The following is a 13,518-nucleotide window of genomic DNA, read 5'->3' on the forward strand; positions in this document are numbered from 1 at the left end:
GCGCTGGCCCGCGCGGGGGCGCGGCAGTTCTTCGTGGCCATCGCCGAGGAAGGCGCGGCCCTGCGCCAGGCCCTTGGCCCCGACCCGGTCATCCATGTCTTCTCGGGCCACATGCCGGGGGATGCCGACATGATCGGCGATACCGGGCTCACGCCGCTGCTCAACTCGCTCGACCAGATGATCCGTCACGTGGAGGCGCTGCCGGGGCACCCCTTCGGCATCCAGCTGGACACGGGCATGAACCGGCTGGGGATCGAGCCGTCGGAATGGTCCGCGGTGCGCGAGATCGCGCTGTCGCAGGATCCCGCGCTGATCATGAGCCACCTCGCCTGCGCCGACGCGCCCGACCACCCGATGAACGCGCGCCAGCTGGCCACCTTCCGCGAGATGACGGACGGGCTGGCCGCGCCGCGCAGCCTTGCCAATACCGGCGGGGTCCTGATGGGGCCGGATTATGATTTCGACCTGTCCCGGCCCGGTATCGGCCTTTACGGCGGGCTGCCGTATGTCGAGGCGCGCCCGGTGGTCACGCTCGACGTGCCCGTGATCCAGTGCCGTGACATCGCCGCGGGGGAAACGGTGGGCTACGGCAACGATTTCACCGCCGACAGCCCGCGGCGCATCGCGACCATTTCCGCGGGCTACGCCGACGGGCTGCACAGGATCATGGGGCCGCATGCGCACGCCTTTGCCGAGGACGTGAAATGCCCGGTTGCCGGGCGCATCTCGATGGACCTGATCGGGGTGGACGTCACCGGGCTGGGCCATGATCCGACGAGCCTCGAACTGTTGGGCCGGCACCAGTCCATCGACACGCTGGCCGACAATGCCGGCACGATCGGGTACGAGATCCTTACCGCGCTCGGGCCGCGCTACACGCGGCGCTATACAGGCGGATGAGCTGGCCGGCGCATCTTCTTGCCGGGGTCGGGCGGCCCGTGATCACGGCGCTGGCGATGATGGGGCGCATTGCGCTGTTCGCGCTGGCGACCGTGTCGCACCTGTTCCGCCCCCCCTTCTACGCGCGCGAATTCGGCCACGCGCTTGTCCAGATCGGCTGGCTGTCGCTGCCGGTGGTGGGCATGACGGCGCTGTTCACCGGTGGCGCGCTGGCGCTGCAGATCTATGCCGGCGGGTCGCGCTTCAACGCCGAAACCGTCGTGCCATCGATCGTGGCGATCGGCCTCACGCGGGAGCTGGGGCCGGTGCTGGGCGGGCTGATGGTGGCGGCGCGCGTGGCGTCCTCCATCGCCGCCGAGATCGGCACGATGAAGGTGACCGAACAGATCGACGCGCTCGTGACGCTGTCCACCAACCCGATGAAATACCTCACCCTGCCCCGAGTGCTGGCCGCCACGCTGGCCGTGCCGCTGCTGGTGGGCGTGGGCGACGTGATCGGGATCATGGGCGGGTTCCTCGTCGGCGTGGGCCGGCTGGAATTTTCCGGCGCGACCTATCTGCACAACACGATCGACTTCCTCGAAGTGTGGGATGTCGCCTCGGGGATGATCAAGGGCGCGGCCTTCGGCTTCATCGTGGCGCTGATGGGCTGCTTCTACGGGATGAACTCCGGCCGCGGCGCGCAGGGCGTGGGTCGCGCCACCAAGGCCGCGGTCGTTGCCGCCTCGGTGCTGATCCTTGCCGCCAACTACCTTCTGACGGAGCTATTCTTCTCGGCATGATCGAACTCAGCGACGTCCACAAGGCCTTCGGCACCAACCGCGTCCTGCGCGGGATCAACCTGCGGATCGAGTCGGGCACCTCCACGGTGATCATCGGCGGGTCGGGCACGGGCAAGTCCGTGGCGTTGAAATGCATCCTCGGGCTGGTCCGGCCCGATTCCGGGATGATCACGCTGGACGGCAAGGACGTGACCAAGGGCGACCGCGACGCCTTTCTTGCCCGGTTCGGAATGCTTTTTCAGGGCGGGGCGCTGTTCGACTCGCTGCCGGTCTGGCAGAATGTGGCCTTCCGCCTGCTGCGCGGATCCTTGAAACGGCCCAAGGCCGAGGCGCGCGAGGTCGCCATCGAGAAGCTGCGCCGGGTCGGGCTGAAACCCGAACAGGCCGACCTGTTCCCGGCCGAACTGTCGGGCGGGATGCAGAAACGCGTCGGGCTGGCCCGGGCCATCTGCGCGGATCCCGAGATCATCTTCTTCGACGAACCGACCACGGGGCTCGATCCGATCATGTCCGGTGTCATCAACGACCTGATCCGCGAAATCGTGACCGAGATGGGCGCCACGGCCATGACCATCACCCATGACATGACATCGGTCCGTGCCATCGCCGACAACGTGGCGATGCTGCATGACGGGATCATCCAGTGGACGGGCCCTGTCGGGCGGATGGACGATTCGGGCGATCCCTACCTCGACCAGTTCATCCATGGCCGCGCCGAGGGGCCGATAGAGGCGGTGCGCTAGCCCCGACCGACCGCGCGGGCGTGCCCGGTCGGACGGATCGGCGCCGGGCCGCCGGGACCCTTTCCAGTCGCACGAGCGGCACGCGCCCGGGCGTGTCACGCCTCCGCGTCGCGATCGGCCTCGGCCTGTTCCGCGGCCCATGTCCCAGCGGCCTCGACCGCCACCGGTGAGGCCGTCGGCACAACGCCCAGATAGCTTTCGGTTTCCTCGGCCGGGGCGGCGTCACGTTGCGTCATGCGATACATCGCGTAGACCGCGATGGCGCCGAACGTCCCCCCGAGCACCAGCCAGAACGCGAAGGGGCCGAGCCCTTCCATCGCCCAGCCCGTTACCAGCGGCCCGGCAATGGCCCCCAGGCCGAACGTGAACACCAGCCCGCCGGAGGCCGCCGGCAAATCCTCGGGCGGCAGGAAATCGTTGGTATAGGCCAGGAACAGCGCATAGAGCGGCGTGGTCATGCCCCCGGCAAAGAACGCCGACGCCATGATCATCCACAGCAGGCCGCCGCCGCTGAACCAGCCCAGCGCGCAGAACCCGGCCCCGACCATGGCGGCGCCGAAAATCAGCTTGCGGCGGTCCATCCGGTCGGACAGCCAGCCGATGGGATATTGCAGCACCAGCGCCCCGGCGAACAGCATCGCCACGAAAACCGAGATCTGCGTCGCCGTCAGCCCGACCTGCGTGCCGAAAACCGCCCCCATGCCGGATTGCGTCGCGTAGACGCTGCCCAGCAGGAAAATTCCGACCGTTCCCAGCGGCGATCCCTTGAAAAGCTGCCGCAGGGACATGGGCCGCGCGACATCGGCCGCGGGAACGGGTGTCACCGTCAGAAGGATCGGCGCGAAGGAGATCGACACGAGGATCGAGGCACCGATGAAAAGGACGGACGTGCCCGCGTCGCCCAGCGTGAGCAGGCCCTGCGCCCCGATGATCCCGAGGGTCTGGGCGATCATGTAGGCCGACAGTACCTTGCCGCGCGTTTCGTTTGTCGAGGCATCGTTCAGCCAGCTTTCCGCGGCCACGTAGATGCCCGACATGCAGAACCCGATGATCAGGCGCAGCACGGTCCACGACCACGGGTCCGCCAGCAGCGGCAGCGCGATGAGCCCCGCGGACATGAAACTGCCCAGTGCCGCGAAGACGCGCACATGGCCAACCCGGCGGATCATGTCCGGCGACAGGCGCGCCCCCGACAGGAAGCCGATGAAATAGCCCGATGTCACGATGGCCAGCTCGGCCGAGGAAAAGCCCTCGATCCCGCCGCGCAGACCGATCAGGGTGAAATGCATGCCGTTGCCCAGCATGATGAACACGATCCCGAGAAGGAGGGCCCAGACACCCGAGAAGACCTGCCGCATGATCCGTCCCTCCGCGATCCCGTGGCCCGTTGCCAGCTTGTAGCGTGGTTCATTCCGCCGGTTTGTCAATGGCGGCGTGCCCGCGGCCCCGCCCTGCCCCGGACATGCCGGGATTTTGAATTCTGCGATGTGCACCCGCCAACGGCGGCGCGCTCCCGCGACCGGGGGTCTACGCTGTCAGCTCATGCACCCGGGGGGCGCGGCTCAGCGCGGTCCAGGCGTCCCACTGTGACAGGAAAACCCGCCCGGTGAGCGCGTCCAGCAGATGGGACCGCTTGAGCCGGTCCATGACCGGGCCTTTCACCTCGCTCAGGTGCAGATCGATCCCGTGGTCGGCCAGCCGGGTGTTGAGCGCCTCGAGCGTTTCGAGCGCCGAGAGGTCGATCTCGTTGACCGCCGAACACATCAGAACCACGTGGCGCACCGCGTCGTCGCCGGACAGCCGTTCGAGAATGTAATCCTCCATGAAGCGGGCATTGGCGAACCACAGGCTTTCGTCGATCCGCAGGATCAGGACTTCGGGATCGGTCAGGACCTCGTGCCGGCGGATATTGCGGAAATGCTGGGTGTCGGGCACTTGGCCGACTTCGGCCACGTGCGGGCGCGAACTGCGCCAGAGGTGCAGCGCAACCGACAGCACGACGCCCGCCGACACCCCGGCCTCCACGCCGATGCCGAGCGTGAGGAGGATGGTCGCGGCGACCGCGGCGAAATCGGGCCGGGAATAGGCCCATGCATGGCGCAGGATGGCGAAATCAACGAGGCTCAGCACGGCCACGATGATCGTCGCGGCAAGGGTGGCCGTGGGCAGGAAGTAGATCAGGGGTGTCAGGGCAAGCGCGGCGATGGCCAGCCCGATCGCCGTGAAGGCACCGGCCGCCGGGGTTTCCGCGCCCGCGTCGAAATTGACGACCGAACGCGCGAACCCGCCCGTCACCGGATAGCCGCCGGTGAAGGCCGCCCCGATATTGGCCGCGCCGAGCCCGATGAGTTCCTGATCCGGGTCGATGCGCTGACGCTTCTTGGCGGCGAGCGTCTGCGCCACCGAGATCGATTCCACGAAGCCGATGATCGAAATCAGAAGCGCCGGCAGCGCGAGGGCGGATATCAGCTCGACGTCGAGCGCCGGCATCGTGAGCGGCGGCAGGCTCTGGGGCACGGCGCCCACGATGGCCACCCCGCTTTGGTCCAGGCGCAGGCCCGCCACGAGGCCGGTCGTGACGACCACGGCCAGGACCGGGCCGGCCTTGGTTGCGACACCGGCCATGCCCGCCGACAGGCCAAGGCGCATCAGCAGCGGCTTCATGCCCGTGCGCACCCAGAACAGGAACGCGGTGGCCGCCGCACCGATCGCAAGGGTGACCGGATCAATCTCGCCGGCGTGGCGGACCAGCGATATCAGGACCTCCGGCAGGGTGTGGCCCTCGGCGGGCACGCCCAGAATGTGCTTGAGCTGGCTGGTCGCGATCAGGATCCCGCTTGCCGTGATGAACCCGGCAATCACCGGGTGGCTGAGGAAATTGGCAACGAAACCCAGCCGGAAGACCCCCAGCAGCAGCAACATGCCGCCCGACAGCAGCGCCAGCGTCAGCGCCGCGGCCGCGTAGCCCACCCCGAGATCCGCCGCCTGCCCGATCGCGGTCGCCGTCATGAGCGAGACCACGGCCACCGGTCCCACGGCCAGCGCGCGACTGGTGCCGAAAACGGCATAGAGCAGGATCGGCACGATCGAGGCATAGAGCCCGGCCTCGGGCGGCAGGCCGGCCAGAAGGGCATAGGCCAGCGACTGCGGGATCAGCATGATCGTGACGATCACGGCCGCGACCAGGTCGGCCGTCAGCGCGGCCCGGGTATAGTCGCGACCCCAATCGAGGATCGGAAGATAACGGCGCATCGCGCGATGCATGGGCAGGGTCTCCTTGGCGGGGCGGCCGGCGCCGGGGGCGCCGGCCGTCGGGGTGAGGCATCTTATTCGGCCGGGACCGGGTCGAGTTTTTCAGGCTTGGCAAGCCATTCCTTGCCGCGCAGCATGGCCTGCCAGTAGATCGGCGGCAACAGCCGCTCCTTGAGCCACCACGCGCTGCGCGTGGCTTTGGTGCCGTCGAGCAGGAATTTGGGGAAACTGGGCTTCAGCGTGCCGCCATAGCCGAACTCGGCGAGAACGATCTTGCCGCGCTCCACGGTCAGCGGGCAGGAGCCATAGCCGTCATACTGGGCGTGGGGCGCGCGGCCGTCGATATCGGCCACGAGGTTGTCGGCCACGACGGGCGCCTGCTTGCGCGCCGCGGCCGCCGTTTTGGCGTTGGGCGCGTTCATCACGTCGCCAAGGCTCCAGATATTGTCGAAGCTCTTGTGGCGCAGCGTCGCCTGGTCGACATCCACCCACCCGGCCGCATCGGCCAGCGGCGAGACACGGATGAAATCCGGCGCCGTTTGCGGTGGCACGGCGTGGAGCATGTCGAACTCCATCTCGACGCGGTCGGGCACCTCGCCGGGCTTGCCGACCTCGAAGGTGGCGGTCCCGGCCGCGCCGTCCACCGCCACGAGGTTGTGGAAGAAATCGAGCGAGATGCCGTATTTCGCGACATATTCCTCCAGCGCCGGCACGTACTCCTTGACGCCGAAGAGCACGCCCCCGGCATTGCAGAAATGGATGTCCATGTCTGACAGCTTCCCGGCACGCGCCCATGCGTCGGCCGAAAGATACATCGCCTTTTGCGGTGCGCCGGCGCACTTGATCGGCATCGGCGGCTGGGTGAACAGCGCGCGGCCGCGTTTCATGTTCTGCACCAGGTCCCACGTGTAGGGCGCCAGATCGTAGCGGTAGTTCGACGTCACGCCGTTGCGGCCCAGAGTCTCCACCAGCCCCTCGACCCTGTCCCAGTCGAGCTTGAGCCCCGGGCAGACGACCAGCCTGTCGTACTTGATCACCCGGCAACCATCGAGGATGACCGCGTCGTTCGTCGGCTCGAAGGCCGCGACGGCGGTCTTGATCCAGCGCACACCGCGCGGGATAAGGCTGCCCATGGTCTTGGCCGTGTCCTCGGGCTCGAACACGCCGCCGCCGACCATCGTCCAGCCGGGCTGGTAGTAATGCACGTCGGCCGGATCTATGATCGCGATCCCGAGATCGCGCTTGCGCGCCTTGAGGCTTGCCGCGACCGCGATCCCCGCGGCGCCGCCGCCCACGACGACCACGTCGAAATGCGCATCGGCCGCGTCGGTTGGGGTCCTGCCGCCATTGGCGATCCGGCGGGCAACGCCGCTCATGTCATAGCCGGCGGCCTGCGTCGCCCCGAGGATGTCGGAAACCGGCCTGTCGTCGGCGGCATCGAGCGACCACAGCGTGACCGAGCGCGTGCCCGTCCGGCAATAGGCCAGCGCCGGCCCCGGCAGTTCGCCGAGGGCCGCGCCGAAGGCGTGGGCCGTCTCGTCGGTCACCACGCCCGGTGTCACCGGCAGGTAACGGAAGGCGAGGCCTTCTTGCCGCGCGGCTTTCTCCATTTCCTCGTGCGAGGGCTGGTCCGCGCCTTCGCCGTCGGGACGGTTGCAGATGATCGAGCGGTAGCCGAGGCGCTTGAGCTCGGGGATATCGGCGAGCTGGAGCTGGGGGCTGACCGACAATGTTTCTGTAATCTTGCGATCTTCCATTGGAAAACCTCCTTTTCAGGGCGTGTGTCAGGCCGGTGTCAGAGGATCATCAGGCGGATGGCGTAGGCCACCACCGCGAGGACCGAGACCGAGGCCAGCCAGAGGACGGCGAACCAGCCGAGACGTTTGAGAGTGGTGCGTCGCATCAGTGATACCCCGCGTCCGGATCGACCTTGCCGCGGAACACCCAGTAGGCGTAGGCGGTGTAAGCGAGGATCATCGGCACCAGGATCACCGTACCGACCAGCGCAAAAGCGAGGCTGCTATCAGGGGCCGCGGCCTCGTCTATGGTCAGCGCGGGCGGCACCATCATCGGGTAGAAGCTGATGCCGATGCCGATGAAGCTGATCACGAAAAGGGCCAAGCTGGCGAGGAAGGGGCCGTGGTCACTGCGCGAGGCCAACCCCCGAAAGAGGTACATGGCGGCGAAGAACAGCATCACCGGCACCAGCGCTGAATAGAGCGCTGCCGGAAAACTGAACCAACGGTCGAAATAGACCGGGTCCTGGAACGGCGTGAGCAGGCTCACCAGTCCGATCAGGGCGAGTGTGGCAGCGCCGAGCGGCCACGCCAGCCGGCGCATCCGGTCCTGCAGCCGGCCTTCGGTCTTCATCACCAGCCACGTGGCCCCCAGAAGCGCGTACCCCACGACCAGCGCCACCCCGGTCAACAGCGAGAACGGCGTCAGCCAGTCCCACCAACCGCCCGAATAGGCGCGGTCCGTGACCGCGATGCCCTGTACCAGCGCGCCCAGCGCGATCCCCTGGCACAGCGCCGCGACGGTCGAGCCGCCGATGAAGGCCCAGTCCCAGACCTTGCGCCAGCGTTCCGTGCGCCAGCGATACTCGAAGGCAACGCCGCGAAAGACCAGCGCCAGCAGCATCAGCACGATCGGCATGTAAAGCGCGGGCATCACGATGGCGTAGGCCAGCGGAAAGACGGCGAACAGCCCGCCGCCGCCCATAACCAGCCAGGTTTCGTTGCCGTCCCAGACGGGCGCCACCGAGTTCATCATGATGTCCCGGTCGCGCTTGGTCCGCGCGACGGGAAACAGGATCCCGACGCCGAGGTCGAACCCGTCGAGGATGACATAGGTCAGCACGGCAAAGGCGATGATGCCCGCCCAGATGGTTGCAAGATCGAACATGGCTAATCTCCTTTATTCACCCGGGATGGCATCCGGATCGAGCTGCGGTGCCGGGGTGACGCCGGCGCTGCGCAGCGGACCTTGCGAGGCCGGGTCTTCCGGTGTTTTCCCGGGGGCCTTGTTCATCAGGCGCAGAATGTAGAAGGTGCCCGCGCCGAAGACGAAGAAGTAGACACCGATGAACACCAGCAGCGAGGTCGCCACGGCCGGGGCCTCGACCGGCGAGAGCGAGTCGGACGTGCGCATCAGCCCGTAAACCGTGAAGGGCTGCCGACCGACCTCGGTGGTGATCCAGCCCGCCAGCACCGCGACGAAGCCCGACGGCCCCATGGCCACGGCGGCGCGCTGCAGCCAGCGGCCTTCGTACAGGGTGCCTTTCCAGCGGCGCCACAGCCCCCAGAGCCCGAGCCCCAGCATGGCAAAGCCCAGCGCGACCATCACGCGGAACGACCAGAAGACGATGCCCACGGGCGGCTCCTCGTCATCCGGGATCGTGTCGAGCCCGGCCAGCGGCGCGTTGAGGTCGTGCTTGAGGATGAACGACGACAGCTTGGGAATTTCCAGCGCGTGGTCGATGGTCTTTTCCTCGGCATTCGGGACCCCGAAAAGGATGAGCGGCGCGCCCTCGGGGTGGCTGTCGTAATGCCCTTCCATCGCCATGACCTTGGCGGGCTGGTGTTCAAGCGTATTGATCCCGTGCATGTCGCCGGCGAGGATCTGCAGCGGCGTGACGACCACCGCCATCCACATCGCCATGGAGAACATCGTGCGCGTGGCCGGCGTGGCGCGGCCCCGCAGCATCTGCCACGCCGCGGCCCCGGCCACGACAAAGGCCGTCGTCAGGTAGGCGGCCAGCACCATGTGCGTCAGCCGGTAGGGGAAGGACGGGTTGAAGACGATCGCCCACCAGTCCTCGGGGATGAATTGGCCCTCGGCGTTCATCGAGAAGCCCGCGGGCGTCTGCATCCAGCTGTTGACCGACAGGATCCATGTCGCCGAGATCAACGTGCCTGCCGCCACCAGCGCTGTGGCGAACATGTGCAGCTTCTCGCCCACCTTCTCGCGCCCGAAGAGCATGATCCCGAGGAAACCGGCTTCGAGGAAAAATGCCGTCAGCACCTCGTAGGCCATCAACGGGCCGATCACCGGGCCGGCCCGGTCGGAGAAGACGGACCAGTTCGTGCCGAACTGGTAGCTCATCACGATGCCCGACACGACGCCCATGCCGAAGGCGACCGCGAAGATCTTCTTCCAGTACTCGAATAGCTCGAAATACCGCTTTTCGCGGGTGCGCAGCCACAGGGCATTCAGCACGGCCAGATAGCTGGCCAAGCCGATCGAGAAGGCCGGGAAGATGATGTGAAACGAAACGGTGAACGCGAACTGGAACCGCGCCAGCGTTTCGGCCGTGAGTCCGTCAAGCATAACGAAACCTTTCCATCGGTTTTTCGTATTGCAAATATGGAATGTGTCCGGCGTCATGCCATGGAGGTCGGGGCGGCAGGTCGCCGCAACGTCGCGCTCCCCTGCCCCGTCTCACCCTGCCGCCGGAAACCCCGCCCCCGCGCCACCACGGCACGGGGGCGGTCCGCGTGTCAGCGGGGCTCGAAGTAATCGAGCGGGATCTTCAGGTAGGCGCGCCCGTTGTCCTCGGGGTCCGGCTTGCGCCCGCCGCGGATATTGATCTGCAGCGCCGCGAGCATCAGCCGGGGCAACGGCAGCGTGGCGTCCCGGGCATCACGCACCTGCCGGTACTCGGCCTCGGACGGGGCGTCCTTGAGGTGTATGTTGGCGGCCTTGTGATCGGCCACGGTGGCCATGCAGGCCGCCGCGCGGCCCTTGGGCGCGTAATCGTGTCCGACATAGAGGCGCGTCGCATCCGGCAGCGCGAGGATGGCCTGAATGCTGTCATAAAGCTCCTTGGAGCTTCCGCCAGGGAAGTCCGCGCGGCTGGTGCCGCTGTCGGGCATCATGAAGGTGTCGTGCACGAAAGCCGCGTCGCCGGCGACATAGGTGATCGAGGCCAGCGTGTGCCCGGGCGAGAACATCACCCGCACCGGGATCTCGCCAACGCGGAATTCCTCACCATCGGCGAAAAGCCGGTCCCACTGGCGCCCGTCGGTCGGGAAATCCTCGGGCAGGTTGTAGATATCCTTCCACAGCTTCTGTACCTTGACGACGTGCTCGCCGATGGCCGTGGGGGCGCCGAGCTGTTCCTTCAGCCACGGCGCGGCCGAGAAGTGGTCGGCATGGGGGTGCGTGTCGAGTATCCAGACAATCTCGATCCCGGCGTCCCGCACGTAGTCAAGTATTTCCTGCGCGCTGTGGGTCAGGGTCGCGCCGGCCTGCGGATCGTAGTTGAGAACCGGATCCACGATCGCGCCCTTCATGGTCGCCGGGTCGTGGAAGACGTATTGCCAACTCCCGGTCGGCTCGTCCCAGAATGATTTCACGGTCGGGGTGGTCATGGCGTATCGCTCCTTCGGAAAGCAGGGAATGAGTTTCAACAGGGTGCCCGGCGGGCCCGGCATGATGCCCGGCCCGCCGATGCAACGATCAGAGCTGGCGGGTGGAGAAGTACCAGTCGACCGTGTCGTAGCCCTCTTCCGGGCGCGCCTCGGCGGCGTCGGCCGTGGCGGGCGGCGGAACGATCACGGGATCGCCCGGCGTCCAGTTCTCGGGCATGGCACAGGTGTTCTCCGCGGCCGTCTGCAGCGCCATCAGAAGCCGGTGAATCTCGTCGACCGAGCGGCCGGCATTCATCGGGTAATAGACCATCGCGCGCAGCACGCCCTCGGGGTCGATGAGGAACGTCGCCCGCACCGCGGCCGTGTCCGACGCGCCGGGCTGGATCATGCCATAGGCATGCGCCACCTTCATGTTCAGGTCGGCGATGATCGGGAAGGTGATCTGGACGCCGAACTTTTCCTTGATGTTGCGCATCCACGCGATGTGCGCGTAGTGGCTGTCGATCGACAGGCCCAGCAATTCGGCGCCAAGCGCCTCGAAATCCTGCTGGCGCTTGGCAAAGGCCATGAACTCGGTCGTGCAGACCGGCGTGAAATCCGCCGGGTGCGAAAACAGGATCAACCATTTGCCCTTGTAATCTTCCAGCGTCCGCCGCCCGTCCGTGGTCGGCGCGTCGAAGGCCGGGGCGGGTTCGTTGAGGCGGGGAAACGACTGTGCGGTGTCTTCGCTCATCTCTCGATCTCCTTCGTGATCTGCTGGGCAAGAGATACGCGCTGCCTGCTTATTGTTGAAATGAATACTCTGAATGATATTTATAGGATTAACCTTTTAATGGGGTCGTCATGGTGACATTACGCCAGCTCCGCTTTCTCGTCGCGCTCGTGGACGAGGGTCATTTTTCCCGCGCGGCGGAGGTCTGCCACGTGTCGCAACCAACGCTCAGCAGCGGGCTGAAGGAGCTTGAAGACATGCTGGGCGTTCAACTGGCCGAGCGCACCAAGAGGTCTGTCCTGATCACGCCCATCGGCGAAGAAATCGCCCGGCGAGCCCGCGGCATGCTGACGGCCGCCGTGGATATCGAACAGCTCGCCTCGGAGAGCCGAACGCCCTATGCCGGGGATATCCGTCTCGGCGCGATCCCGACGATCGCCCCCTACCTGATGCCCAAGGCCCTGCCGGCCATCCACCGGGCATTCCCGGATCTGCGCGTCTTCCTGCGCGAGGAACTGACCGAGTCGCTCCTCGAGGGGCTGGCCACCGGGCGCCTCGACGCGGCGCTGATCGCCAAACCCTTCGAAATCGGATCGCTTGAAACAGTCGACCTGTTCGAGGACGGGTATCTTCTGGCGGCGCCGCCGGGCTATGCCAAGACGCCAGTCACCGAGATGACGGGCGCGGACCTCGAAGGATCACGGCTGATGCTGCTGGAAAAGGGACATTGCCTGCAACGTCACGCGCTGTCGGCCTTTCCGGATCGGGACATCCAGCAGGATGACAGTTTCTCGGCCACGAGCCTGCCTACCCTGATCTCAATGGTCGCCGAAGGCCTCGGGATCACCCTGTTGCCGCGACTGGCGGTCGAGGCGGGCATCGCTGCGCAGCACGACGTGGACCTGTTCCCGCTGCTGGATGCCTGCCCGCGACAGGTGGTTCTCGCGTGGCGACCCACATCGGCACGGGCCGAGTTTTTCAACCGGCTGGGCGATCTGCTCGGCGAAAGCCGGACCCTGCTGCATCTGCCACGTGACACAAAGGCGTCATGACCCGCGAAGCCATGCGAAACGCGCTTTTTTTCACTATATAGCAATGCCTTGCCTGGCACAGCTCACCCGGGGAAACGCCGCGTTTCAGCCAAGTCGCCATAATGCTGCACCCGCCGGAGCCGGGTCCGTTTACTCGACCGCGACCGCGGCAAGACGCGCATGGGCGGCCTCGGCGGCGGCCAGCGCCCCTTCGAGGAAGCCGCCATCCTCGGGCGCCGTTTCCGTCCCGGCGAAGATCAGGCGGCCCGCCGGGGGCAGCGCGCGATAGGCCGGGTGGCCCGCGGGCGGGATGCGGTCGGCATCGGTCGCCGTGGCCGGATCGCGGCTCCAGTCCTTGAGGAAGGTATCATCGGGCGTGCCGGCCCCCGGCCCGAAAAGCCGCGCAAGCTGCGCCAGCGCCGCCTTTTGAAAGCCCGGTTCCCGCGCCGCACCGGGATGGGCGAAGCCGAAAAGCGCTCCCGTCACCGCGTCGGCGGGCGAGGCATCGTGAATCTCGGCCAGCGGCCCGCGGTGCGAGATCGCGTCGCCGTTCAGACCCTGATCGCGCCAGAAGGGCGCGGAATACGTCGCCACCAGCTTGGCATGCCCTGCCATCCATGTCGGCACATCCGGGACAGCGGCCCCAAGCCCCGCGGCAAGGCGCGGCGGCAGCGCCAGCACGACACGCGCGGCGCGCAAGGTGCCCCCGCCGGTCGTGACGGTCAC

13 protein-coding genes are annotated in these 13,518 nt (G+C 66.9%); 4 read left to right on the plus strand and 9 right to left on the minus strand.

Annotated features, from left to right (window positions below; genetic code table 11):
• The 3 genes from alr to ACH107_RS23710 form a co-directional block, all read left to right on the plus strand.
• On the plus strand, positions 1–900 hold a 900-nt coding region (alr, locus tag ACH107_RS23700), incomplete at its 5' end, for an alanine racemase (RefSeq protein WP_412507948.1).
• Complete coding sequence (locus tag ACH107_RS23705; RefSeq protein WP_412507949.1) at positions 897–1,682, plus strand: MlaE family ABC transporter permease; 786 nt, start codon at positions 897–899, stop codon at positions 1,680–1,682. The genes alr and ACH107_RS23705, both read left to right, overlap by 4 nt.
• Entirely contained in the window at positions 1,679–2,425 is a 747-nt protein-coding gene (locus ACH107_RS23710; RefSeq protein WP_412507951.1) for an ABC transporter ATP-binding protein, read from the plus strand. The genes ACH107_RS23705 and ACH107_RS23710 overlap by 4 nt, the downstream gene beginning before the upstream one ends.
• A gap of 95 nt (positions 2,426–2,520) precedes the next feature.
• Here the strand turns inward: ACH107_RS23710 and ACH107_RS23715 are convergent, their stop codons facing one another.
• The 8 genes from ACH107_RS23715 to ACH107_RS23750 form a co-directional block, all read right to left on the minus strand.
• A complete protein-coding gene (locus ACH107_RS23715) occupies positions 2,521–3,783 on the minus strand; it encodes an MFS transporter (RefSeq protein WP_412507963.1) in 1,263 nt (420 codons plus the stop codon).
• A 169-nt stretch (positions 3,784–3,952) separates the two neighbouring features.
• Complete coding sequence (locus ACH107_RS23720) at positions 3,953–5,689, minus strand: SulP family inorganic anion transporter (protein WP_412507953.1); 1,737 nt, start codon at positions 5,687–5,689, stop codon at positions 3,953–3,955.
• A 62-nt stretch (positions 5,690–5,751) separates the two neighbouring features.
• The gene (locus tag ACH107_RS23725) at positions 5,752–7,434 is read right to left on the minus strand and encodes a TIGR01244 family sulfur transferase (RefSeq protein WP_412507955.1); all 1,683 of its coding nucleotides are present in this window, start codon (positions 7,432–7,434) and stop codon (positions 5,752–5,754) included.
• Between the two features lie 38 nt (positions 7,435–7,472).
• The gene (locus ACH107_RS23730; RefSeq protein ID WP_412507956.1) at positions 7,473–7,580 is read right to left on the minus strand and encodes a DUF2474 family protein; all 108 of its coding nucleotides are present in this window, start codon (positions 7,578–7,580) and stop codon (positions 7,473–7,475) included.
• On the minus strand, positions 7,580–8,581 hold the full coding sequence (cydB, locus tag ACH107_RS23735) for a cytochrome d ubiquinol oxidase subunit II (protein WP_412507957.1): 1,002 nt from the start codon (positions 8,579–8,581) through the stop codon (positions 7,580–7,582). The genes ACH107_RS23730 and cydB overlap by 1 nt, the downstream gene beginning before the upstream one ends.
• Positions 8,582–8,593: 12 nt before the next feature.
• Positions 8,594–10,006, minus strand: a complete 1,413-nt coding sequence (locus ACH107_RS23740) for a cytochrome ubiquinol oxidase subunit I (protein WP_412507958.1) — start codon at positions 10,004–10,006, stop codon at positions 8,594–8,596.
• Between the two features lie 170 nt (positions 10,007–10,176).
• Positions 10,177–11,049 (minus strand): MBL fold metallo-hydrolase, encoded by an 873-nt coding sequence (locus ACH107_RS23745; RefSeq protein WP_412507959.1) that lies wholly within the window; start codon positions 11,047–11,049, stop codon positions 10,177–10,179.
• Between the two features lie 88 nt (positions 11,050–11,137).
• Entirely contained in the window at positions 11,138–11,782 is a 645-nt protein-coding gene (locus ACH107_RS23750; protein ID WP_412507960.1) for a peroxiredoxin, read from the minus strand.
• Between the two features lie 110 nt (positions 11,783–11,892).
• Here ACH107_RS23750 and ACH107_RS23755 point away from each other — a divergent pair, with 110 nt between their 5' ends.
• Positions 11,893–12,813, plus strand: a complete 921-nt coding sequence (locus tag ACH107_RS23755) for a hydrogen peroxide-inducible genes activator (protein ID WP_412507961.1) — start codon at positions 11,893–11,895, stop codon at positions 12,811–12,813.
• A 129-nt stretch (positions 12,814–12,942) separates the two neighbouring features.
• Here ACH107_RS23755 and ACH107_RS23760 read toward each other — a convergent pair.
• On the minus strand, positions 12,943–13,518 hold a 576-nt coding region (locus ACH107_RS23760), incomplete at its 5' end, for an FAD-dependent oxidoreductase (protein ID WP_412507962.1).

This window comes from Roseovarius halophilus (ex Wu et al. 2025) (assembly GCF_047086965.1).

What these genes read in the sequence shown, in the direction of transcription:
- cydB (WP_412507957.1), bottom strand. Translation starts at nt 8,581, where the DNA reads ATGTTCGATCTTGCAACCATCTGGGCGGGCATCATCGCCTTTGCCGTG.
- ACH107_RS23755 (WP_412507961.1), top strand. Translation starts at nt 11,893, where the DNA reads ATGGTGACATTACGCCAGCTCCGCTTTCTCGTCGCGCTCGTGGACGAG.
- ACH107_RS23745 (WP_412507959.1), bottom strand. Translation starts at nt 11,049, where the DNA reads ATGACCACCCCGACCGTGAAATCATTCTGGGACGAGCCGACCGGGAGT.
- ACH107_RS23705 (WP_412507949.1), top strand. Translation starts at nt 897, where the DNA reads ATGAGCTGGCCGGCGCATCTTCTTGCCGGGGTCGGGCGGCCCGTGATC.
- ACH107_RS23715 (WP_412507963.1), bottom strand. Translation starts at nt 3,783, where the DNA reads ATGCGGCAGGTCTTCTCGGGTGTCTGGGCCCTCCTTCTCGGGATCGTG.
- ACH107_RS23710 (WP_412507951.1), top strand. Translation starts at nt 1,679, where the DNA reads ATGATCGAACTCAGCGACGTCCACAAGGCCTTCGGCACCAACCGCGTC.
- ACH107_RS23725 (WP_412507955.1), bottom strand. Translation starts at nt 7,434, where the DNA reads ATGGAAGATCGCAAGATTACAGAAACATTGTCGGTCAGCCCCCAGCTC.
- ACH107_RS23730 (WP_412507956.1), bottom strand. Translation starts at nt 7,580, where the DNA reads ATGCGACGCACCACTCTCAAACGTCTCGGCTGGTTCGCCGTCCTCTGG.
- ACH107_RS23720 (WP_412507953.1), bottom strand. Translation starts at nt 5,689, where the DNA reads ATGCATCGCGCGATGCGCCGTTATCTTCCGATCCTCGATTGGGGTCGC.
- ACH107_RS23740 (WP_412507958.1), bottom strand. Translation starts at nt 10,006, where the DNA reads ATGCTTGACGGACTCACGGCCGAAACGCTGGCGCGGTTCCAGTTCGCG.
- ACH107_RS23750 (WP_412507960.1), bottom strand. Translation starts at nt 11,782, where the DNA reads ATGAGCGAAGACACCGCACAGTCGTTTCCCCGCCTCAACGAACCCGCC.